Genomic DNA, 21,256 nt, shown 5'->3' on the forward strand with positions numbered 1-21,256 from the left:
AACGCAGCCCCTGAGCCTTCATAGCAACCGTGTAGCCAAGTTCTGCACATACTCGGCCAGGAATTTTCCATGGGCCGCCCCCGGTTGCTGCGCCTGGAGGAACGGCAGCATGGGGTCTTGCACCGCCGTGCGCACGCCTACCAGTTCCTCGATCGCCGCCAATCCGCAGAACGGCACATAGGCTTCCGAGTAGCCCCCTTCATGTACCAGCACCAGGCGCCCGGCGCTATGCTGCTCGGCGGCCTCACGCAGCAGCGCGGTCATCGCACGGAACGAATCGCTGTGCAGCAGCATGCGTGCGAGCGGGTCCACCGCGTTGGCGTCGTAACCGCAGGCGACCACGATCAGCTCGGGGGCGAAACGCTCCAGCGCCGGCAGCACGATCTGTCGCATCGCGTGCAGGTAGGCGTCGTGGCCACTGCCGGCCGGTAGCGGGATGTTCAGGTTGAAGCCTTCGCCCGCGCCCTGGCCGCGGTCTTCGGCGCCACTGTAGCCTGGCGGATAGCAGTGCTCCTGATGCAGCGAAATGGTCAGCACATCACTGCGTGATTCGTAGATCGACTGGGTGCCGTTGCCGTGATGCACGTCCCAGTCGATCACCGCCACCTTGTTCAAGCCATGACGTGCCTTGGCCGCTTCGATGGCGATGGGGATGTTGGCCAGGAAACAAAAGCCCATGGCCTGATCGGCCAGGCAGTGGTGCCCAGGCGGGCGTGACAGCGAGTAGGCATTGTCGGCTTCACCGCGCAGCACGGCGTCCACCGCGGCAATGGCAAGGCCTGCCGAACGCTTGGCGATTTCATAGCTGCCGGGACCGACTGGTGCCTGTGGCCCCAGCTCGCCACCCCCGGCATCGCTCAGTGCCTTGAAGCGTTGCAGGTAGTCCGGCGAATGCACCCGCAGCAGGTCTGCTTCGTCGGCCGACGGCGCACTGTGTTGCCGCAGGGCCTGGCTCAGGCCGGAGACATCCAGCAGGTTTTTCAGGCGGCGCTTGGTTTCCGGCGATTCGGCAAAGCCGGCCGCGGCAGGGGGCTGCACCCAGCCGCCAACCGGTAGGGTCAAGGCATGCATGCCGGCGCTGTGCCAGAAACACAGCTCATCGAAGAAGAAGGCGGTACGACGGGTCATGGGTGTACTCCAGTGGTGACGAGAAAACGGCAACGGCGGGTGATCATCAGGGCGGTAAAGGCCAGCAACAGGCAGCAGGCGCTGCCGATCAGGACGCTGCGCATGCCCAGACCCGTCTCCAGCACAGGGCCTGCGATGGCCGGGCCCAGGGCAAGGCCACCGCCAATGACCAAGTTGGCGCTGTTCATCAGCCGGCCATGGCGGTCCAAGTCGGCCAGGCAGGCCAGGATGAAGGGCAGCACGAAGGTCCAGCAGAACTTGAACAGCAGGGCGGCGCCGGCGAAGCGCAACAGGCTCGGGGCGTCCAGCAGCAGGCAGATGGCAGCGGTCATCAGCCCGAGGCCCAGGCCCAGGAGCCGGTTGCGAGGCCAGCGTGGCCCAATCAGGGTGGCGCACAGGGACCCGGCGATACCTAGCAGGGTGGCGATCGACAGGATCCGACCACTGTCGGCAGGTTCGATGGCCGAGTCGGCGGCGACGCTGCCGATGAATGTCCATACCGCACTGAGCCCGGCATAGAACACCAGGACCGCGAACAGACCGCACAAGCCGGGCAGCCAGCCTTGGCCGGTCGGTGGGCTCACCGCATGCCGGCCGTTGCTGGCCTTGCCGGCACTGAACGCGCCGGCCAGCGGCAGGCACAGCACCATCAGCATGGCCAGACCGAGGTAAAGGGCCTTGAGCCCATAATTGGCGAACAGCGGTGGCAGCACCCACAGCCCGACCGCACCGAGGATCAATTGCCCGCTGACCCACAGGCCATAGACGCGGTCTGCCTGCGGGCTCTGCGCCGCGCTGGCGATGCACACCACCATCAGGCTGCCGCCGGCCAGGGCGCTCAGGGCGCGCAAGGCCATCAGTGTGACGTACTGGTCGCTGAAGGCGCTCGCCAGGTTGGCGCCGATGAACAGCAAGGCTGCGCCCCGGGCTACCTGGCGCCAGTCCCAACGTGATTGCCAGTAGTAGGCGGGTAGGGTGGCCAGGCTCATGGCGGCCAGTTCAACGGAAAACAACTGGCCTATTCGCGCCGGGCCCAGGCCCAGTTGCAGGGCGTATTGGGTCGCGACGGCCGGTGCGGTCATCAGCACGCAGGGCACCACGGCGGCGAACAGCACGATGGCCAGCAGGCGCAGGGGCGCCAGGCCGATTGCAGGAAACAGGGTCATGGCGCTTTCCTCAGAAGACGTGGACGAAACGCAGCAGCAGGTTGTCCTGCGCGTAGGCGTTGTCGGTCGATACGTTGCGGGTCAGGCCCAGCAGCACTTGGTTGCGTGAGTCGAGCCAGTGGCCGAGTTCGAATCCGGCCTGGGTGTAGCGTTGGTGGGTATCGTCCAGACGCCGACCGTCGAGCTCCAGTTCGCCGCCATCGGCATGGATCAGGCGCAAGGCGCCGTAGGTGGTGGGGGTCAGATCGTAGGAGGCGAACGCCTGCAGGCGGTACAGCGGCTTTTGCTGCAGATCGGCGCCGAAATAATCGTCGTTCTTGCCGTACAGCTGGGCTTCAAGGTTGGCTTCGAGCAGCCAGCGCTCACCCACACCTTGGGTGTAGTTGTAGTTCAGGTGCAGTGCCCAACGGTTGGCGCCGGGCGACACGTCCGGGTTCTGGCTGTGGTACTCGCCCACCGGCACGCTGAGCAAGCCCAGCAGCCCGCTGTAGGTGCGGCTCTGCGGGTCGTTGATGAAAAACAGCGTGCCGCCGACCTGCGGGTCGCCCACGCCACGCTCGCGGCGATGCTCGTTGGCACCGGGCAGGCGCGCTTCGGTGTCCACGTAGGGCACGATGAACTGGGGCGTGCAGAGGGTGCCGCAGATGTCGCTGAACCACAGCTGGCGGTAGGCGAAGGCGTTGACCGAGAGGTCCGCCTTGCCATTGTCGTCGCCTGCCCCGTGATAGTCCCCGGAGCGGGTCAGTGGCAGGTAGGCTACCCCCAGGCTGGTCCCCACCGGAGCCGTGACGAAGTCACGGGCGTTGAGGTCGGCGGCCTGGGCATCTGGCCAGGCCAGGGCCAGAGGGAGGAGTAACGCGCAGGTACGGCGGTGGTGCATGGGGCTGTTCCTTTGTTGTTGTGATAGGTGAACGGCAGGCAAAGCATCCCCAAACCCGCCATGGGACACGGCGGGGCGAGGTGGGTCAGGGCAAGGTCAGCTGGGTGGGTGGTGCAGCCGCTGGGTGATACCGGCTTTGCTGTTGACGCCCAGCTTGGTGTAGATGCTGCGGATGTGGTGGCGCACGGTGTTGGGGGCGACGCCGAGCTGGCGAGCGATTTCTTTGTAGGTATCGCCCGCGCCGAAGCGCTCGGCCACATCGGCTTCGCGGGCGCTGAGCAGGCTCAAGGCCGAACGTGGGCGGGCCGTCAGCAGGAACAGATCGCCCACGGCAGTGGAGTCCAGTTGCAACTGGCGGCCACGGTAGCTGTCTGGGCTGACTTGCTCAGGCAGGTGCGGGCCGGTCCAATCCGGCCACTCCAGCAGCAGGCGTTCGACGAAGCCGCGCTCGGCGTAGTGCAGTGTGCCTTGGCGGTCGCACACGGCCAAGGCCAGGGTGTTGGCGCCGTCGAGTGCTTCGCGCAATGCGACCAGGGCACGAATCTGGTTGGCGCCCTCAGCAGCCACCAGGTGCGGCATCAGGTGGTCCAGCAGAAAACACTCATGAGCGGTAAAGCGGGTGGCGCCGATCGCCCGATAGAGTGTCAGGTGCACGCTGAGCTGGGTCTGCGGGTCGATATGGATGATGCACAAGAACTCGCCGAACCCGTGCTTGACGCCCAGCCAGCGCAGGCCGCAAGGCGTTTCCCTGGCTTGGCTGTCGACGATGACCGCGCGTCCGGGGCAGGCATGGACCAGGCCGACCGTAGGGTCCTGATCGCGGATCGACTGCCAGTCTTGCAGGTATTCAGGCGGCAGGCCGAAGACATGACTGCTGTGCTCATCGGGCAGCCCGTCGATCAGCGCGGCACGCCCCCACCAGGCCTGGTCGAACGGGATCAACGCCCGGACCCGTTGCAGGATCTGGTCATGGAAGCGCGACAGCGGCTGCTCTTGGGCCAGGCGCTGCAACTCCAGCACCAAGGCGTTGAACTGCGTGAAACCGGGAGACGCGAGAAAGTCGGAATTGGAGCTGCACATAGGCGGTACCTGGCTGAGACGTTCTTGTTGTTGTCAGGGCCTGTGAAGAAGTATCGCCAAGGTCGGCAGGTGAGGGCCATCCTGCAAATGCAGGATGCAGTGACGCCGCGTTCCCAAGGCTGTCGTGCACGAAGCTGTGGGAGCGGGTTCACCCGCGAATGCGTCGGTGAAGGCACTGACGCTTTCGCGGGTAAATCCGCTCCCACGGGAGAGGCGTCGTAGGGGTCAGGCTACCGCCAGGTAGTGCTTGACGAAGGTCTCGCTGAGCACTTCCCAGAGCACAGGGGTGCCCTTGGTGACGAACCAGGCGTCGCCGGCTTTGTAGCGGGTGACCTGGCCGGTGGATTCGTCGGTGAGCTGGATTTCACCGGTGACGATCACCGCCTGCTCGCTGAATGGATAGACCATGCGGAACTTGCCGCGGGTGGTGCCGAAGTAAGCGCTGCTGACTGGGTCGGTCGGGGCGCCGTGGGTCATCTTGCCGTAGCACTTGACCTCGCCTTCGAGGATGGTCGAGCCCAGGTCGGCAACGGTGCCCCAGGCGTCGAGTTCGGACAATTGCACGCCTTGGCGGACGGCGGTAAGGGTCATGGGGTATCTCCAGTAGTTGAGAGTCAGCGGTCAACGACGGCCGTTGAAGAAGCCCGACAGCTGATGCACGGTCTTGCCGGCAGTCAGCAGCAGTGGGCGGATATGGTCCTTGCCGAGGATCCGCGCGTGCTTGACCGAGCTGATCAGGTCATAACGCGAGGAGCCTTCGTGCATGCCTTCGGCGAGGATCTTGCAAATGATGTGGCTGGGTGTGACGCCGAAGCCCGAATAGCCCTGCACGTAGAAGGCATTGGGGCGGTTGCTCAAGGTGCCGATCTGCGGGAACAGGTTGGCGCTGGTGGCCATCGGGCCGCCCCAGGCCAGGTCGATGCGCACGTCCTTGAGGTACGGGAAAATCTTCAGCATCAGGTTGCGGTTCCAGGCTTTGAGGTCCTGGGGGATGTGCTCGACGAAGGGCGTGGCGGCACCGAACAGCAAGCGGTTCTCGCGGGTCACGCGGTAGTAGTCGATCACTGGGCGGATATCGCTGTAGGCGCCGCGAATCGGGCTGATGCGCTGGATGAGCTCGTCCGACAGCGGCTCGGTCATCATCTGGAAGGCGTAGGTGTTGATGGTCTTGGCGTGCAGTTCAGGCTCGAGCTTGTTGAGGAAGCTGTCACAGGCCCACAGCAACTTGCTGGCCTTGACCGAACCGCGGCCGGTGCGCACGGTAATGCGCTCGCCGTACTGCACTTCCAGTGCCGGGCTGTGTTCGAAGATGCGTGCGCCATGACCCACCAACGCCTGGGCTTCGCCGAGCAGCAGGTTGAGCGAATGCACGTGGCCGCCCCCCATGTGCAGCAGGGCGCTGCTGTAGGCGTCCGAGCCGATGATCTGCTTGACCTCCGAGCCGCCCAGGAAGCGGATCTCGTCCTTCTGGTTGATGGCCTTGAAGTCCTTTTCCCAGGCGCGCAGGGTCTTTTCCTGACGGGCATTGAAGCCCATGTAGCCATAACCGTGGCAGAAGTCGGCATCGATGGCGTAACGGGCGATGCGTTCCTTGATGATGCCGGCACCCAGCTCGCTGATCTCAAAGATCTCGCGCAGGCCTTGGTCGCCGACGCTGGCCTTGATCTTCTCGAGGTCATGGCCGATGCCGGCCATGATCTGTCCGCCGTTGCGCCCGGTGCCGCCGAAGCCCAGGTAGCGGGCTTCGAGCACTACGATGTTGGAGATGCCTTTTTCCGCGAGCTCCAGGGCAGTATTGATGCCGGAAAAACCGCCACCGATCACCACCACGTCGGCGTCGATGTCGCTTTCCAGGGTCGGGAAACTGAGGTTGTACTTCTTGGTGGCCGTGTAGTAGGTCGGCGTTTCGATGTTGATCATGGCGCAGCCTGGACAGTTGGAATTATTGATGTGGGCTTGCTTTAGCCGTTGCGCGGTATACGTATTGAGCGCCTAACGACCGGTAGGTGTCTTGCCTGTGGCTGCCGCGCTTTTGACGCTGGCTGCCGGGGCCAACAGGGTGGGTTTAGTAGACCCCGCTTGGTGCGATGCTTGCTTTCCCTTCCTTGAACGTGCCCACCAGCGCCTGCAACCCGCGCATCAGGACGGTGGTGTCCACACCGACAGCCACGAAGGCGGCTCCCAGTTCGATGTAGCGTCGGGCCAGCTTCTGGTCGGCGCTGAGAATCCCCGCGGCTTTGCCCGCTTGGCGAATCCGCACGATGGCGTCCTCGATCGCGGCTTGGACCTCCGGGTGTCCGGGGTTGCCGCGATGGCCCATGGCCGCGCTCAGGTCGGCTGGGCCGATGAACACACCGTCGACACCTTCGACCGCGCAGATCCCATCCAGGTTGGCCAGGCCTTCGCGGTTTTCGATCTGTACCAACAGGCACATCTGGGCATCGGCCTGGTCGAGGTAACCGGGAATCGTGTTCCAGCGCGAGGCCCGCGCCAAGGCGCTGCCGACACCGCGCACGCCGCTCGGCGGATAACGCATGGCGCGCACCAGCGCTCGGGCCTGATCGGCACTTTCGACCATGGGTACCAGCAAGGTCTGGGCGCCGATGTCCAGCACCTGCTTGATCAGCGCCGTGTCGCCGATCACCGGGCGGATCACCGCCTGGCTGGGGTAGGGGGCGATGGCCTGCAATTGGCCTAGCAGGCTGCGCAGGTCGTTGGGCGCGTGCTCGCCGTCGATCAGCAGCCAGTCGAAACCGGCATTGGCCGCCAGCTCCGCGCAATACGGGGCTGCCAGCCCCAGCCACAGGCCGATCTGCGTGTCGCCGCGTTGCAGGCGTTGCTTGAAGGTGTTGATGGGTATGTCCATGGCAAATCCTCAGACGAAGCGGCAGGCAATGGAGCCAAGCTGGTCATAGTCGACATGGAAGGTGTCGCCAGGGCTGGCTGCCACCGGGCGGGTGAAGGAGCCGCCGAGGATCACCTGGCCGGCCTCCAGCCCCACGTCATAGGGCGCCAGCTTGTTGGCCAGCCACGCGACGCCTTTGGCCGGGTGGTTGAGCACCGCGGCGGACACCCCGGACTCCTCGATCACCCCGTTGCGATAGAGCACCGCGGGCACTTTACGCAGGTCGATCTCGGTGGGGCGCACGGCGCGCCCGCCCATCACCACGCCCGCATTGGCGGCGTTGTCGGAGATGGTGTCGAAGACCTTGCGGGTGGCCTTGGTTTGCGGGTCGATCTGCTGGATGCGTGCATCGATGATTTCGAGCGCCGGGATCACCCACTCCGTGGCCTCCAGCACGTCGAACAGGGTCACGTTCGGCCCTTTGAGCGGCTTGCCGAGGATGAATGCCAGTTCCACCTCGACCCGAGGCACGATGAAACGGTCGAAGGGAATGTCGCTGCCTTCGTCGAAGAACATGTCGTCGAGCAATGCGCCGTAGTCCGGCTCGGTGATGTTCGACGACACCTGCATGGCGCGCGAGGTCAGGCCGATCTTGTGACCGACCAGCTTGCGCCCATCGGCGATCTTGCGGGCCACCCAGGCGCGCTGGATGGCGTAGGCGTCTTCAATGGTGATAGCCGGGTGCTCCAAAGAGAACTGACCGACCTGTTCGCGTGAGCGCTCGGCCTGGTCGAGGCGGGCGGCGGCGTGCTGGATGATGCTGGCGTCGAGCATGGAAACCTCAAGGCTTGGAAAACAGAGGGTGCAGACTGCTGTGCTTGGCGTCGTAGACCTGGCCTGGGCTTTCGTCGATCTGCAGGGTCACGCCCACCGGGCGGCGTTCGAGCAGCGCGTCCAGATGACCACGTAGCACGGCCAGCAGGCTGTCGCCGACCTGCTGGTGCACCCCACGGCTGCGTCCGGCCCCCATGCGCAGGTTGGCGTAGACAAAACCGTAGTTGCCCTGGCCGTCGGCGATCGCCGCATGGGCCGCCGGGTAGGCCAGCACGCGGGTGCCGCCGGTGGGAAACACCGGCCGGCCGGTCTCGTCGCGCTGCTCGAGCATGCAGTCGGCCAGGGCGCGGCACAGGCCACCGATGTTGGCGTCGGCTTCGATGTCCGGGCTGTAGAGCAGGACCAGATGAGGCATGGCAAGGCTCCTTAAAGACGGCTGGTGGAGGTCACGCCAGCGGGGTTCGAAGCCTGGGCGGCTGGAATGGCAGAGCCATCCTGTGGCGTGACGGGGAAGATGGCGTTGATCTGGCCAGTGCCCGAGGAGCCAAAGTAGGGCGTGACGACCTCGGCTTTGCCGTCGTACCGCGACCAGCCCAGGGCACCGAGCAGCATGGCGGTGTCATGCATGAAGCCTTCGCCGTGGCCCTTGACCGCGTATTCCGGGAGCATGGCGCAGAAGTCGGACCAATCGCCGTCTTCCCACATGCGCACCACGCGGTGGTCGAGGGTTTCCAGGAACGGGCTCCAGACCTTGGTGGCGAACTCCGGCGCCTGGCCGTTCTGGGCGAAGCGATGGGACAGCGAGCCGCTGGCCAGGAACGCCACGGTCCCGTCGTAGTGGTCTTCGACCGCCTTGCGCATGGCCCAGCCGAGGCGAGCACTGTCATTGAGGTAGTGGGAGGTGCACAGCGCCGAAACCGAGACCACCTTGAAGTGCTGGTCGGCGTTCATGTAGCGCATGGGCACCAACGTGCCGTATTCCGGCGCCAGGGTGGTGGCGTCGTGGGCCATGGTCTCCACGCCCAGGGCGTTGCAGGTCTCGGCCAGCACACGGCCCAGTGCCGGGTTGCCGGGGAAGGCATAGGGCATGTTGGCGATGAAGTGCGGCAGTTCGTTACTGGTATACAGCCCCTCGAAGTGAGGCGCGCAATTGATGTGGTAGTTGGCGTTGACCAGCCAGTGGGTGTCGAACACCACGATGGTGTCCACGCCCAGTTCGCGGCAGCGGCGGCTGATCTCCAGGTGGCCATCGATGGCCGACTGGCGGAATCCCTGGCGCGGGCCAGGGAGTTCTGACAGGTACATGGACGGCACATGGGTGATCTTGGCGGCCAGAGCGAGCTTGCCCATGGGAATCTCCGGTGAAGTGTTGTTGTTCTGTGTCCATGATGGGGTAGACCCGCTCCCACAGAACACTGTGGGAGCCGGCAGCGCTAGATGCCCCAGCGCGGAATGTGATGGCTACCCATGGATATACACACGTTCTTGATCTCGGCGAACACCTCGAAGCTGTATTGGCCGCCTTCGCGCCCGGTACCCGAGCCTTTCACGCCCCCGAACGGCTGGCGCAGGTCGCGCACGTTCTGGCTGTTGATGAACACCATGCCCGCCTCGATGCCCCGGGCCAGACGATGGGCCTTGCCAATGTCCTGGGTCCAGATGTACGAGGCCAGGCCGTACTCGGTGTCGTTGGCCAGGCGCAGCGCCTCGGCTTCGTCCTTGAACGGGATCAGGCACACCACCGGGCCGAAGATTTCCTCCTGGGCGATGCGCATGCGGTTGTCCACGTCGGCGAACACCGTGGGCTGGATGAACTGCCCCTTGGCCAGGTGCGCCGGCAGGCCTGCCGGACGCTCCAGGCCACCTGCGACCAGGCGTGCGCCTTCTTCGATACCGATGCGGATGTAGCCTGTGACCTTGTCGTAATGCTGCTGGGTGATCATCGAGCCGACCTGGGTCTTCGGATCGGTCGGATCGCCGACGATCAGCCGCTTGGCACGGGCGGCGAACTGCGCCACGAACTGCGGGTATACGCTTTCCTGGATGAAGATACGGCTGCCGGCAGTGCAGCGCTCGCCGTTGAGCGAAAAGATCGTGAACAGCGCAGCATCCAGGGCGCGTTCAATGTCGGCGTCCTCGAAGATCAGCACTGGCGACTTGCCGCCCAGCTCCATGGAGTATTTCTTCAGGCCCGCGCTCTGCATGATCTTCTTGCCGGTGGCGGTGCCGCCGGTGAAGGAGATCGCCCGCACGTCCGGATGGCGCACCAAGGCGTCACCGGCGGTGGCGCCGTAGCCCTGGATCACGTTGAGCACGCCGTTGGGGATGCCGGCTTCTACCGCCAGGCGGCCCAGCTCGTTGGCGGTCAGGGGGGAAAGCTCGCTCATCTTCAGCACTGCGGTGTTGCCCAGGGCCAAGCACGGCGCGGTCTTCCACGTCGCGGTCATGAACGGCACGTTCCATGGAGACACCAGACCGCACACACCCACCGGCTGGTACAGGGTGTAGTTGAGCATCTGGTCATCCACCGGGTAGGTGTGGCCATCCATGCGCGTGCAGACTTCGGCGAAGAAGTCGAAGTTGTGCGAGGCACGCGGGATCAGCACGTTCTTGGTCTGGTGGATCGGCAGGCCAGTGTCCAGGGTTTCCAGCTCGGCCAGCTTGGGCACGTTCTGGTCGATCAGCTCGCCCAGGCGACGCATCAGCCGGGCGCGCTCCTTGGCCGGGGTGTTGGCCCACTTGGGGAAGGCTTCCTTGGCGGCGGCCACGGCCTGGGCCACTTCCTCGGCACCGCCGCTGGCCACTTCACCGATGGCATCGCCGGTGGCCGGGTTGTAGTTGATGAAGGTGTCGCGGCTCTCGACTTCGCGGCCGTTGATCCAATGCTTGATCATGCTCATGCCTCTTTTGCTTTCAGGGCGAAGAACTCGGCTTCGCTGACGATTCGGTTGACCAGACGGCCCACGCCTTGCACTTCCACCACCACTTCATCGCCTGGCACCACGTCGGCCAGGCCTTCCGGCGTGCCGGTGGCGATCATGTCGCCCGGCTGCAGGGTCATGAAGCTTGAGAAGTATTCGATGAGATACGGGATGTCGAAGATCATGTCCGCGGTGCTGCCTTCCTGTTTCAGCTCACCGTTGATCCAGGTGCGCAGCTTCAGGTTGGACGGGTCCGGTACATCGGCGGCGTCGACGATCCACGGGCCGACGGGGGTGGTGGCATCGCGATTTTTCACCCGTAGGTTGGGGCGGTAGTAGTTTTCCAGGTAGTCGCGGATGGCGTAGTCGTTGCACACCGTGTAGCCGGCCAAGTAGTCGAGGGCGTCCTCGCGCTTGACGTTGCGCGCCGGCTTGCCGATCACCGCCACCAGCTCGCACTCGTAGTGCATGTAGGCGACGTTGTCCGGGCGCCAGGTGACCTGGTTGTGACCGGTGTAGGTTCCAGGGGACTTGACGAACGCAAGCGGCTCGGTGGGCGGGGTGAAGGCAAGCTCGGCGGCATGGTCGGCGTAGTTCAGGCCCAAGGCGAACATGGTGCCGTTGGCCGGCGGCAGCCAGGTGACCTGGTCGGCGGCCACCCGGCGGCCATCGGCCAGGAGCAGGTGCTGGTCATTCTCGACGATGGCCGTGTGGACCTGGCCGTCGAACTGGATACGGGCGTGTTTCATGGTCAGATCCTCATTCGGCGACGATGGTATTGATCAACTGGCCGAGGCCATCGATCTCCACGGTCACCCGGTCACCGGGCAATACATCGACGCGGCCTTCCGGGGTGCCGGTGATCAGCACATCGCCGGCGTGCAAGGTCATGAACTCGCTGATCTCAGCAATCAACTGGGCCACGCTGCGCACGCAGTTGGCGGTGTTGTTGTGCTGGCGCAGTTCGCCGTTGACCAGCAGGCGAATCCCCAGGGCCTGGGGGTTGGGCACTTGCGCGGCAGGCACCAGTTCAGGGCCGAGCGCACAGAAGCCATCACGGCACTTGGCCTTGACCGCCGGGCGGTAGTAGCTGTCCTCAGGCAGGCTGAACTCATTGACGATGGTGTAGCCGGCCACATGCGCCAGCGCGTTTTCCACGCTGACCCGGCTGGCGTCCTTGCCGATCACTACGCCCAGTGCCGGCCCCGGTTGCAGGCGATCGACTGCCGAGGGGTAGGTGACGGGCTGGCCGTGCTGGTTGCGGGTATTGGGCGTCTTGATGAACAGCACTGGCTTGACCGGCGGCTGTTTGTAGGGCGGCGCGTTGAAGGCGGTGAGGTGCTGCTGCAGCAAGCCCTGGTAGTTCAGGGCGACGCCGAACAGGGTGCCGCTGGCAACCTCGTGCAAGGCACGGCTCATGCTTTTCTCCTGGCGGTAGGCGAAGCGATGGGGGAGCGCTTCTTGGCATTTTTGTTAATGTGTTAACGTTATAATTAATATGTTAACAATCGTCAAGGCGCTGCCGGGACGATTCGCGACCACCGGCCGGTGCTACCATGGATGCCGGCCCGACTCGCCAGCCCGCACGAGCACGACATGAAAGAGCGACAGCCGATCCCCAACATCAACATCGGTCAGGTGTACGACCAGCGCTACAGCGAGAGCGAGGTCCACTACGACCGGCTCGGCAACCTGGCCGGTTTCTTCGGGCGCAACATGCCGGTGCACCGGCACGACCGCTTCTTCCAGATTCATTACGTCAAAAGTGGCAGCGTGCGGGTCTACCTGGACGAGCAGCGCTATCACGAGGCTGGGCCCATGTTCTTCCTGACCCCGCCGACCATTCCTCATGCCTTCGTCACCGAACCCGACGCCGACGGCCATGTGCTGACCGTGCGCCAACAACTGGTGTGGCAACTGCTGCAAGCTGAGCCTGGGTTGATGACCGGGCCGCGGTTGGCACCGGCGTGTGTCGCCCTGGGGCGCCTGCAAGGCCAGGCCGCGATCGATGCGCGGCAGCTTGAGGCGCTGTTCGACATGCTCGGCGCCGAGGTCGGCAGCAATCGGCCAGGGCAGGGCTCCGCGGTGCAGGACCTGGCCCGGTTGGTGATGATCGGCCTGCTACGGCTGTGCGCCAATTCGCTGGAGGCGACCCCGGCACGGCATGAGGACCTGCGGCTGTTCAATCGTTTCAACGAGTTGATCGAGCAGCATTACCTGGAACACTGGACGCTGCCGGCCTATGCCGTCGCCCTCGGCGTGACCGAGGCACGGCTGAACGACGTGTGCCGGCGCATCGCGGACCTTCCGTCCAAGCGCCTGGTGTTCGAGCGACTGATGCAGGAGGCCCGGCGCTTGCTGCTGTACACCGGTGGCTCGGCCAACGAGATCTGCTATCAGCTGGGCTTCAAGGACCCGGCCTATTTCAGCCGGTTCTTCCAGCGCCATGCGCAGATGACGCCAGGGGAGTACCGTCAGCGCCAGACGCGGTGAATGCGTATGGCCAGCGCTGCGCGTCCGTGAGCCAGGACAGGACGCTGGACAGAACCCCTGCAAATGTATTTCACTTTGTTAATATCTTAATGAAGTGCTGCGCACACGCCTTGTCCCCAAGGTCGCAGCCCCGTAGATTCCTGGCTTTGCAACCTGAACTGATGAGCATGACCTTACCAAGACCCTCCCTGACCCTGACCCTCCTGCAGGCCCGCGAAGCAACCATGGCGTTCTTCCGCCCGGCCCTCAACGCCCATGACCTGACCGAGCAGCAATGGCGGGTGATCCGCATCCTGCGTCAGCAGGGCGAACTGGAAAGCCACCAGCTCGCCGACCAGGCCTGCATCCTCAAGCCGAGCATGAGTGGCGTGCTCAAGCGCCTGGAGCGCGATGGCCTGGTGGGCCGACGCAAGTCTCCCGAGGACCAGCGCCGCGTTTTCATCAGCCTCACTGTGCGTGGGCAGCAGCTGTTTCTGGCCATGAGCGAGCAGATGGAGCGCAACTATCAGGAGATCCAGCGTCAGTTCGGCAGCGACAAGCTCGAACAACTGATGGGCCTGCTCAACGAGCTCAAACGCATCAAGCCCTGAGCCGCTGGCCATCAGCGGCTGGTCAAGGCCAGCGAGTCGTCGAGAATCTTCAGCAGCGATGCCGCCCGCCGTGCGTAAACCGCAGGGTTGGCGTACATCAACTCCACATGCAGGCTGTCGATGATCCCCAGGTACGCATCGCCATAAAGCTCCAGCTTGGTGCCGTCGCTGCGGGCCCAGGCATGGCGCTCGCGCAGGGCCTGGCAAAAGCCCAGGCGGATGCGCTCCAGGTAGGCTTCGAACCCTGAGGTGACCAGCCGCTTGAGCGAAGCGGGCGGCAGAAAAGCCGCGCGCAGCACGAATCGCAGGCTGGGCGAGCTGGCATAGCGGTCGGCCAGGTCCAGGGGGTGTCGGTGCCCTGGCGGCAGCGCCTGTGCCGACTCCCGGGCAAACGCGTCTTCGACGTAGGCCGTTTCGTGCGCCAGGGCTCGCTCGAAGGTCTTGGCGAACAAAGCATCCTTGTTGGCGAAATGCGCATACAGCGACGCCTTGCGCATGCCGGCCTGGGCGGCGATCTCGCTCAATGACGAGCCATCGTAGCCGTGATCGGCAAAATGGCTCACGGCGGCATCGCAGACGCACAGGGCGGACGGGGTCAAGGCTTTCACAGGCGCACTCCAGGCTTGCATCGGGTTGGAGCGCGATTGTGTTGCTCGTGGGGGACGGGGTCAAACCTTCGGCGCGGCGCTGGCCAGGCATTGGCGTGCCAAATACCTGGGCTGGGGTTTTTATTGCCGTCGGTCAGCGTGTGCGCAGATAAAGCGAATCTCCTTGCTTGCCGGGTACTCGACACTATGCACGGCCGCTGTCGTGCATTCCTTGAGCCACATGAGGTGAAAGACCATGGCTAACAAAGAGACCAGCAAAAGCGGCAGCCAGGGCGGATCGAAAAACCCAGGCAACTTCGCTAACGACCGGGAGAAAGCCTCCGAAGCCGGCCGCAAAGGCGGGCAGCAATCCGGCGGTGGCCGGTCGAGCGACTCCAGCCGCAAGGGCGGCCGCTCGTAAGCAAGGCAAGGCAGTGCCGGGCCTGCCTGGCACTGCGATCAACTGGCCAGGAGGACACGCCATGCGAATAGCTCCAATGCTTTGCCTGTTGGGCGGCCTGACGCTGCTCGGCGGCTGTTTCGATCGCGACGACGACCACCCGGCGAAGGATGCTGACCCCAGCAAGCCTTCGTTGCAAATGCAACAACCTGACAAGTCGGCCACCGAGCCTGCTCCCCAATCGCAACCGATGCCATCCCAGGATCCAGACAATTGATCGCGAGGAGTAAGGCATGAGGGTGATGACCTGCGAGACCACCGTCCCGGTGATGCCGGCCCCGAGCCAGAGCCTGGAGCGGCGCTACCAGGCCTTGTTGGCGGGGCGATGCACCGATGGCCAGCAGTGGCTGGAAGACCAACTCGATCGCGCCGACGCGCTGTCGGATGATCTGCCTGCTTCTCCTGCGCAGCTGGACCACTGGTCCGCCTGCCGTGCCGCCAGCGTGGCCGAGCAGTACGCGCTGTATCTTCAGGCACGGCGTCAAGGGGGGCCGCGCCGATACTTTGCCAATCGATCCCAGGCTTTGTGGTTTTTGCAACAGGTTGCGCCAACCAAGGCTGTCGACGGTGCTTGGCTGCAGGGTGTCCTGCATCATTGGCATGACCCGCGCTACCACGGCCTCATTCGTACCTACCTCGAAGAACTCGGCGAGGGCGACCCGCGTTGCAATCACGTGCTGATCTACCAGCGGCTGCTCAGTCGTGTGGGGTGTCAGGAGCTGTTGCCCTTGCCCTCGGCGCGTTATCTGCAGGGCGCTTTGCAATTGGCTTTGGGACAGCACTTCGATGCCTTCCTGCCTGAGGTGATCGGCTACAACCTGGGCTACGAGCAACCCCCGTTGCACCTGTTGATCACCACCCATGAACTGGCGGAACTGGGCATCGATGGCCACTATTTTCAGCTGCATGTGACCATCGACAATGCCGCCAGCGGTCATGCCCGCAAGGCGATCCATGCGCTACGCCAACTCTGGCCGGGGCAAGAGGGTGAGGCGTTCTACCGACGCGTCCGGCGTGGCTATCGCCTGAACGACCTGGACACCGACACGCCCAGCCTGATCGCCAGCTTCGACCTGGAGGGCGAACTGCTCGCTGCCTTGGAGCGCAAGCGCCTGTTCGGTCAGCGTATGCATTCAGACCATTGCCGGTTACAGGGGCGCACCCTCAACCAGTGGCTGAGCGCTCCGGGCGCCATGCCGGGCTTGCTCAAAGCGTTCGAGCAGCACGGTTGGGTGCGCCGCGGCGAAGATCCAGCCAACAGCCGCTTGTGGAAATTGATCGAGGGGCCTGACGCGGCCATGTTTGGCGTGTTCAGCGCCTACGAGAAGCAACTGTGGCACGACTGGATCGCCCAGCACTGGGAAGGCAACGCTGTGCGTCGCGTACTGCCAGGCAGTTGGCAGCTCGACTTCGCTCCGGATGATGCGTCGCTCGACCAGGCGCCGGTGCAAGACCTGATCGCGCGCATGGCCGGCAATGGCCACGCCTCGCCCGAGGGGCTGCGCGCCACCCGCGCCTACATCCAGGCCACTGGCCTTGCCCAGGAGGAGCCCTACTGATGCAACTGAACCCGGAACAGGTCCAGGCCGATCAAGCCCTGCTGCAATTGGGGCGGCGCCTGCGCGCGGACGGTTATCGCTTCACCTGCGTGACCCCTGCAACCCATGCCCGCAACAACGCCCGTGAAGGCAGCGAGCGGGCCCGCACGCTGCGCGACGTCTTCGGTTGGAGCCGGCCATTTGCGCCTGGGTTGATCTCGGCCGATGAGTTGCAGCAGTTGCAGGCGGCCCAAGTGTTGACGGGCGAGGGTGATCTGCTGCGCAGCACCGTGCGCTGGTCGAGCCTGGACGACTTGCTGCTGGTGCATTCGGCGTTTCCCACCGACGCCAGTGATGCGGTGTTCTTCGGCCCGGACAGCTACCGCTTCGCCCAGGTCATTCATGACCACCTGCAGCGCACCCCGAAACCCGTGCAACATGCCGTGGACATCGGCTGCGGCACCGGCGTCGGCGCCTTGCTCATCGCCCGTGCCGCGCAGCATGCGCAGGTCAGCGCGGTGGACATCAACCCGCTGGCCTTGCGCTACACCGCCATCAACGCGGCGCTGGCCGGTGTGGGCAATCTCTCGGTGGAGCCGAGCGATCTACTCGACGGTATCAGCGGTACATTCGACCTGATCGTGGCCAACCCGCCTTATATGCTCGATGCCAGCGAACGCGTGTATCGCCATGGTGGCGGGGCGCTGGGCGCGCAGTTGTCCTTGCGCATCGTCGAACAGGCATGTGAGCGCCTCAGTCCAGCAGGCACTTTGCTGCTCTATACGGGGGTGGCCATCGTCGAGGGACGCGATGCCTTGCTCGAAGCCATCCGCCTGCGCCTGGCAGGGCCGCAATGGAGCTGGGTATACCGGGAAGTGGATCCGGACGTGTTCGGCGAACAATTGCTGGAACCGGGCTACGAACGGGTCGAGCGTATCGCCGCGGTGGCCCTGACCGTGACACGCAATGGGTGAGGGCGTGCAGCAGCCTTTGAGTTTTGGCATCGAGGAGGAATACCTGCTGGTGGACCTGCGCAGCGCGCGGGTGCTGGCCACCCCTTCGCTAGCGGTGGCCAGGCGCTGCCGAGAAGTCATGGGCAAGTATTTTGCCGAGGAGATGTTTCGCAGCCAGATCGAAGTCGCCTCGCCGGTGTTCACCCACCTGCACGAGGCGCAGGGCTTTCTGCTCGACAGCCGGCAGCGCCTTGGCAAGGCATTGGCCCAGGAAGGTGTTGGCCTTTACTGCGCCGCCAGCCATCCCAGCGCCCAGTGGTTGCGCCAGCGCGCCCGGACCACACCGCACTATCGCCAAGTGTTCGATGACTACCAGCACGTGGCCCGGCGCAGCCTGTTGTCCGGGCTGCATGTTCATGTGGGCGTGCCCCCCGGGTGCGATCGGATTCAGTTGATCAATCGCTTGCTGTACTGGCTGCCGCTGTTTCTGGTGCTGAGCACTTCATCGCCCTTGTGGGGCGGCCAGGATACCGGCTTCATGAGCTATCGACGGGTGATCTGCGCCGAGTGGCCGCACATGGAGCTGCCGGAGCCATTGGCGGATTGGGAGGCGTACCAGCGCTACCGGGCTTTGCTGGAGCGTACCGGTGCTTTGGCAAAGGAAGGGGACTTCTGGTGGGCGATTCGCCCGTCGCGGCGGTTTCCCACGGTGGAGTTGCGCATCTGCGACGCCTGTCCACGGCTGGAGGATGTGCTGTGTATCGCTGGCCTGTTCCGTCACCTGGTACAAGGCCTGGCGGTGGACCACTACGACGCCACGCCGGTCAACCGTGAAGTGCGCTGGATCACCCAGGAAAACTATTGGCGGGCCAAGCGCCATGGTCGGCACGGGCAGTTCATTGGCGTCCACGATCAGGCGCAGGTGACTGCCGAGGGCTGGCTGGCCCAGCTGCTGGCGCAGTTCCCGGCGGACACGCTGGATGCCCAGCGTGCAGCGCTTGAGGCCCAGCGCATCCTGCGCGAAGGCACCAGCGCCGACCGCCAGCTCCATTGCCTGGAGCAGGCCCGAAGTGGCGGGCGCGATGTGCGCCAGGCCCTGCATGCGGTGGTCGATCAGGTGTTGGCAGAAGGTGCCCAGCAGAGCGCTTCGAACCCCGTTGGCGGGTAAACCTGCGAAGAAGACGGTGGATGTCTAAGCAAACGCCAGAGATCTGGCTTATTGCTCTTTGATGATCGAGATCTTGCCGTTGCGTTCGACAATGGCGTAGCGGATCTGCTCTACCGTCTCGATACCCTGGCTGTCGCGCGCCGATTCGAGGACATCATCCTCGGTCAGGCGGGCCTTGCGCATTCGCCCATGCAAAAAACGCCCGTGCTCGACCACCAGCGTGGCATGGCCATCCAGCACCCGGGCCAGGCGCCTGGAATTGAGCTTGGCCAGTGACAGCCCGACGTCCAGCACGATCAAGGTGGCGATCACCAGCATGGCATTGATGAAGGAAAAGTCTTCGCCCAACAAGGCCTGCTGGGTCGCTTCGCCGATGATCATCAACAAGACGAAATCGAAGGTGGTCAGGTCGCTCAGGGAGCGGCGACCGGCGATGCGAAACAGCAGCATCAAGGCAAGGTACATGCCGGCGGCGCGCAGAATCGAGTCCATGGCTGCCCCCTAGGGATAGATGAAACTGGAAAAGTGCACCACGCTGTCCGGCCCCAGGCTCACACGGCCTTCCAGAGTCCCAGGCGTGTCGGCGCGCAGGGTCAGATACAACGTCGCGGTGCCATCGGTGCCGGTCTCCAGCTGCAGCGCAAGCCCCTGGCCCTCGGACCGGGAGCGCAACGGTTGGGGCTGCAGGGTCTCGAGGCTCGCTTCGCGAAACAGCTCTCCATCCAGCAGGACCTGTACCTGCCCGTTGTGCGGGCCACGTACCGTGATCTTCAGGTGTTCCGTCACGCCGCTGCGGCTCAAGCGCGCGTATTGCACCTGCACACGTCCGTCGGCGCTGCTGGCTTGGCCTTGGCTCAACGGGCCACGGCCAAACAGCCCCGCCAGGGCCAGCAGCATCACCAAGGACAACACGTACCAGCCGACCCGCTCGAAGCGCCAGACCCGCTGCTGCATGGCCATGTTTTCCTCGACCGGCTGGTGGCGTGAGCGCTGTTCATCCTCGGTCATGGTCAAGACTCCGCTCAGGCGCGTTCGCCGCGCAACCAGCGTTCGTGGTAGTGCAGCAGGCGCGTCAGGCCATACAGCGCGCCCTGGCGCAACACTTCGGTGCGATCGCCGAAAAAGCGCTGGCTGCGGGTGAACACGGCAATCGATTCATCCTGAAACGCCCAGGCAAAGCACAAGGTGCCTGGTGCGATACCGTCGGTGCCGTCCGGGCCGGCCACGCCGGTGGTGGCGATGGCCACGTTGGCAGTGCTGTCCTTGAGCGCGCCGAGGGCCATTTCCCAGGCCACGGCCTCGCTGGTCAGGCCGTAGCGTTCGATGGTCACCGGGCTCACCCCAAGCAGCCGTTGCTTGGCCTTGGGTGAATAGACCACGTAGCCGCTTTCCAGCGATTCGCCCACGCCGGGATGTTCCGCTAGCAACACGACCATGCGCCCGGCGGTGCAGGATTCGGCGGTGGTCAGCACCAGGGCGTGTCGTTTCAGGTAATCCAATACGTGCTGCACAGGGTCTTCGCGCATCGGGGTTGCCTCGTTGGGGCCTTTTGCGATGGACGCCGGGCTCGGGCAAATGGTTCAGACCGTTGCGCCTTACCACCCGTCGGTGCGTATGACGGGCCGAACAAACCTTCGATCCTGACGCCGCCTCGAAAGCTTTAGTGACCCATCGATTGGCCAAGTGAGGAGGCGCACCATGCCCAACAAACCCCGCGACCAGTTCAGCATGCAGAACCCGCTGACTCAGTATCCGCACCCGCCATTCCCCGACCAGACCCAGGCCCCACCGGGGCTGGATGCGAACATGCAGCCCAAGCCCGACCACGGCGAGGACACCTACAAAGGCTTCGGCCGCCTGGCCGGACGCAAGGCGCTGATCACCGGTGCCGACTCTGGGATCGGCCGCGCCGTGGCGATCGCCTTTGCCCGCGAGGGAGCTGATATCGCACTCAATTACATGCCCATCGAGCAGGCCGACGCACGCGAAGTGATCAAGCTGATCGAGGCCGAAGGGCGCAAGGCCATCGCTCTGCCGGGCGATCTGAAAGACCAGCGTTTCTGCAGCGAACTGGTCGATCAGGCCCACGAGCAGTTGGGCGGCCTGGACATCCTGGTCAACGTCGCCGGCAAGCAGGAGGCTCGCAAGGACATCAGCCAGATCAGCCACGAGCAGTTCGATCACACACTCAAGACCAATGTCTATGCGTTGTTCTGGCTGTGCCAGGCAGCGGTGCCGTTGATGCCGGCCGGCGCGACCATCATCAACACCGCCTCGATCCAGTCCTACCAGCCGTCGGCCACCTTGCTGGACTACGCCACCACCAAGGCCGCCATCGTGGCCTTCACCAAGGCTTTGGCCAAGCAGGTCATCGAGCGTGGCATCCGGGTCAATGCCGTCGCCCCTGGGCCGATCTGGACCGTGTTGCAACCCAGCGGTGGCCAGCCCCCGGAGAAAATCCCAGAGTTCGGCTCGCAGACCCCGATGAAGCGCCCCGGCCAGCCAGCGGAGTGCGCGCCGCTGTATGTGCTGCTGGCTTCCCAGGAGTCGAGCTACATCACAGGTGAGGTGTTCGGTGTCACTGGCGGCAACCCGCTTCCATGAGCCGGCGCG

At 64.5% G+C, this 21,256-nt stretch carries 24 protein-coding genes and 1 pseudogene; 8 read left to right on the top strand and 17 right to left on the bottom strand.

The annotated features are described in order from the left end of the window. Positions 1 to 18: 18 nt before the first annotated feature. From R6G97_RS05995 to R6G97_RS06055, 13 genes are all read right to left on the bottom strand, one after another. The gene (locus tag R6G97_RS05995; RefSeq protein WP_197852899.1) at positions 19 to 1,128 is read right to left on the bottom strand and encodes a class II histone deacetylase; all 1,110 of its coding nucleotides are present in this window, start codon (positions 1,126 to 1,128) and stop codon (positions 19 to 21) included. Then, positions 1,125 to 2,294 carry an MFS transporter gene (locus R6G97_RS06000; RefSeq protein WP_196168317.1) on the bottom strand — a complete coding sequence of 390 codons (1,170 nt, stop codon included), beginning with the start codon at positions 2,292 to 2,294 and terminating at the stop codon, positions 1,125 to 1,127. The genes R6G97_RS05995 and R6G97_RS06000 overlap by 4 nt, the downstream gene beginning before the upstream one ends. 10 nt (positions 2,295 to 2,304) lie before the next feature. Next, on the bottom strand, positions 2,305 to 3,174 hold the full coding sequence (locus tag R6G97_RS06005) for a transporter (RefSeq protein ID WP_196161841.1): 870 nt from the start codon (positions 3,172 to 3,174) through the stop codon (positions 2,305 to 2,307). A gap of 96 nt (positions 3,175 to 3,270) precedes the next feature. Further along, positions 3,271 to 4,254 (bottom strand): helix-turn-helix transcriptional regulator, encoded by a 984-nt coding sequence (locus R6G97_RS06010; RefSeq protein ID WP_197852897.1) that lies wholly within the window; start codon positions 4,252 to 4,254, stop codon positions 3,271 to 3,273. A gap of 225 nt (positions 4,255 to 4,479) precedes the next feature. Beyond that, complete coding sequence (locus R6G97_RS06015; protein ID WP_070092929.1) at positions 4,480 to 4,845, bottom strand: cupin domain-containing protein; 366 nt, start codon at positions 4,843 to 4,845, stop codon at positions 4,480 to 4,482. A gap of 30 nt (positions 4,846 to 4,875) precedes the next feature. Beyond that, complete coding sequence (locus R6G97_RS06020) at positions 4,876 to 6,174, bottom strand: NAD(P)/FAD-dependent oxidoreductase (protein WP_317847894.1); 1,299 nt, start codon at positions 6,172 to 6,174, stop codon at positions 4,876 to 4,878. A 145-nt stretch (positions 6,175 to 6,319) separates the two neighbouring features. After that, positions 6,320 to 7,120: a 4-hydroxy-2-oxoheptanedioate aldolase gene (hpaI, locus tag R6G97_RS06025; protein WP_317847895.1), complete on the bottom strand. Its 801-nt coding sequence runs from the start codon at positions 7,118 to 7,120 to the stop codon at positions 6,320 to 6,322. A gap of 9 nt (positions 7,121 to 7,129) precedes the next feature. Further along, complete coding sequence (gene hpaH, locus R6G97_RS06030) at positions 7,130 to 7,933, bottom strand: 2-oxo-hept-4-ene-1,7-dioate hydratase (RefSeq protein WP_197852895.1); 804 nt, start codon at positions 7,931 to 7,933, stop codon at positions 7,130 to 7,132. 7 nt (positions 7,934 to 7,940) lie between these two features. Continuing rightward, positions 7,941 to 8,348, bottom strand: a complete 408-nt coding sequence (locus tag R6G97_RS06035) for a 5-carboxymethyl-2-hydroxymuconate isomerase (protein WP_197852894.1) — start codon at positions 8,346 to 8,348, stop codon at positions 7,941 to 7,943. Positions 8,349 to 8,359: 11 nt separating this feature from the next. Next, a complete protein-coding gene (hpaD, locus tag R6G97_RS06040) occupies positions 8,360 to 9,283 on the bottom strand; it encodes a 3,4-dihydroxyphenylacetate 2,3-dioxygenase (protein WP_197852893.1) in 924 nt (307 codons plus the stop codon). 83 nt (positions 9,284 to 9,366) lie between these two features. Further along, positions 9,367 to 10,827 (bottom strand): 5-carboxymethyl-2-hydroxymuconate semialdehyde dehydrogenase, encoded by a 1,461-nt coding sequence (hpaE, locus tag R6G97_RS06045; RefSeq protein WP_070092935.1) that lies wholly within the window; start codon positions 10,825 to 10,827, stop codon positions 9,367 to 9,369. A gap of 2 nt (positions 10,828 to 10,829) precedes the next feature. Next, a complete protein-coding gene (locus R6G97_RS06050) occupies positions 10,830 to 11,603 on the bottom strand; it encodes a fumarylacetoacetate hydrolase family protein (RefSeq protein ID WP_197852892.1) in 774 nt (257 codons plus the stop codon). Positions 11,604 to 11,613: 10 nt separating this feature from the next. Continuing rightward, positions 11,614 to 12,273 carry a fumarylacetoacetate hydrolase family protein gene (locus R6G97_RS06055; RefSeq protein ID WP_196168327.1) on the bottom strand — a complete coding sequence of 220 codons (660 nt, stop codon included), beginning with the start codon at positions 12,271 to 12,273 and terminating at the stop codon, positions 11,614 to 11,616. Between the two features lie 177 nt (positions 12,274 to 12,450). Here R6G97_RS06055 and hpaA point away from each other — a divergent pair, with 177 nt between their 5' ends. Together hpaA and hpaR are read left to right on the top strand one after the other, a co-directional pair. Beyond that, positions 12,451 to 13,347: a 4-hydroxyphenylacetate catabolism regulatory protein HpaA gene (gene hpaA / locus R6G97_RS06060; protein ID WP_197852891.1), complete on the top strand. Its 897-nt coding sequence runs from the start codon at positions 12,451 to 12,453 to the stop codon at positions 13,345 to 13,347. Positions 13,348 to 13,514: 167 nt separating this feature from the next. Continuing rightward, complete coding sequence (gene hpaR, locus R6G97_RS06065) at positions 13,515 to 13,937, top strand: homoprotocatechuate degradation operon regulator HpaR (protein WP_196168329.1); 423 nt, start codon at positions 13,515 to 13,517, stop codon at positions 13,935 to 13,937. Between the two features lie 11 nt (positions 13,938 to 13,948). On the opposite strand, the gene R6G97_RS06070 is transcribed toward hpaR, so the two are convergent. Further along, positions 13,949 to 14,545 carry a TetR/AcrR family transcriptional regulator gene (locus R6G97_RS06070; RefSeq protein WP_317847896.1) on the bottom strand — a complete coding sequence of 199 codons (597 nt, stop codon included), beginning with the start codon at positions 14,543 to 14,545 and terminating at the stop codon, positions 13,949 to 13,951. Positions 14,546 to 14,825: 280 nt separating this feature from the next. On the opposite strand from R6G97_RS06070, the pseudogene R6G97_RS06075 reads away from it, so the two are divergent. The 5 genes and pseudogenes from R6G97_RS06075 to R6G97_RS06095 all read left to right on the top strand — a co-directional run. Further along, a pseudogene (locus R6G97_RS06075) lies at positions 14,826 to 14,945 on the top strand (KGG domain-containing protein); the annotation flags it as partial. 61 nt (positions 14,946 to 15,006) lie between these two features. After that, positions 15,007 to 15,201 (top strand): hypothetical protein, encoded by a 195-nt coding sequence (locus R6G97_RS06080; RefSeq protein WP_043214511.1) that lies wholly within the window; start codon positions 15,007 to 15,009, stop codon positions 15,199 to 15,201. A gap of 16 nt (positions 15,202 to 15,217) precedes the next feature. Continuing rightward, positions 15,218 to 16,543, top strand: a complete 1,326-nt coding sequence (locus R6G97_RS06085; protein ID WP_043214508.1) for an iron-containing redox enzyme family protein — start codon at positions 15,218 to 15,220, stop codon at positions 16,541 to 16,543. Continuing rightward, positions 16,543 to 17,496, top strand: coding sequence for a methyltransferase (locus tag R6G97_RS06090; RefSeq protein ID WP_043214506.1), 954 nt, complete (start codon positions 16,543 to 16,545; stop codon positions 17,494 to 17,496). The genes R6G97_RS06085 and R6G97_RS06090 overlap by 1 nt, the downstream gene beginning before the upstream one ends. A gap of 4 nt (positions 17,497 to 17,500) precedes the next feature. Continuing rightward, on the top strand, positions 17,501 to 18,643 hold the full coding sequence (locus R6G97_RS06095) for a carboxylate-amine ligase (protein ID WP_090343061.1): 1,143 nt from the start codon (positions 17,501 to 17,503) through the stop codon (positions 18,641 to 18,643). 48 nt (positions 18,644 to 18,691) lie between these two features. On the opposite strand, the gene R6G97_RS06100 is transcribed toward R6G97_RS06095, so the two are convergent. The 3 genes from R6G97_RS06100 to R6G97_RS06110 are packed head-to-tail and all read right to left on the bottom strand — an operon-like array spanning position 18,692 to position 20,169. Continuing rightward, complete coding sequence (locus tag R6G97_RS06100; RefSeq protein ID WP_043214504.1) at positions 18,692 to 19,135, bottom strand: DUF421 domain-containing protein; 444 nt, start codon at positions 19,133 to 19,135, stop codon at positions 18,692 to 18,694. 9 nt (positions 19,136 to 19,144) lie between these two features. Further along, complete coding sequence (locus R6G97_RS06105) at positions 19,145 to 19,651, bottom strand: hypothetical protein (protein ID WP_317847897.1); 507 nt, start codon at positions 19,649 to 19,651, stop codon at positions 19,145 to 19,147. Positions 19,652 to 19,665: 14 nt separating this feature from the next. Next, entirely contained in the window at positions 19,666 to 20,169 is a 504-nt protein-coding gene (locus R6G97_RS06110; protein WP_317847898.1) for a CinA family protein, read from the bottom strand. Between the two features lie 172 nt (positions 20,170 to 20,341). Here R6G97_RS06110 and R6G97_RS06115 point away from each other — a divergent pair, with 172 nt between their 5' ends. Continuing rightward, a complete protein-coding gene (locus tag R6G97_RS06115; RefSeq protein ID WP_043214496.1) occupies positions 20,342 to 21,247 on the top strand; it encodes an SDR family oxidoreductase in 906 nt (301 codons plus the stop codon). The last annotated feature ends 9 nt before the right edge of the window (positions 21,248 to 21,256 follow it).

The organism is Pseudomonas sp. HTZ2, assembly GCF_033173945.1.
In the GTDB taxonomy this organism is placed as follows: Bacteria; Pseudomonadota; Gammaproteobacteria; order Pseudomonadales; family Pseudomonadaceae; genus Aquipseudomonas; species Aquipseudomonas guariconensis.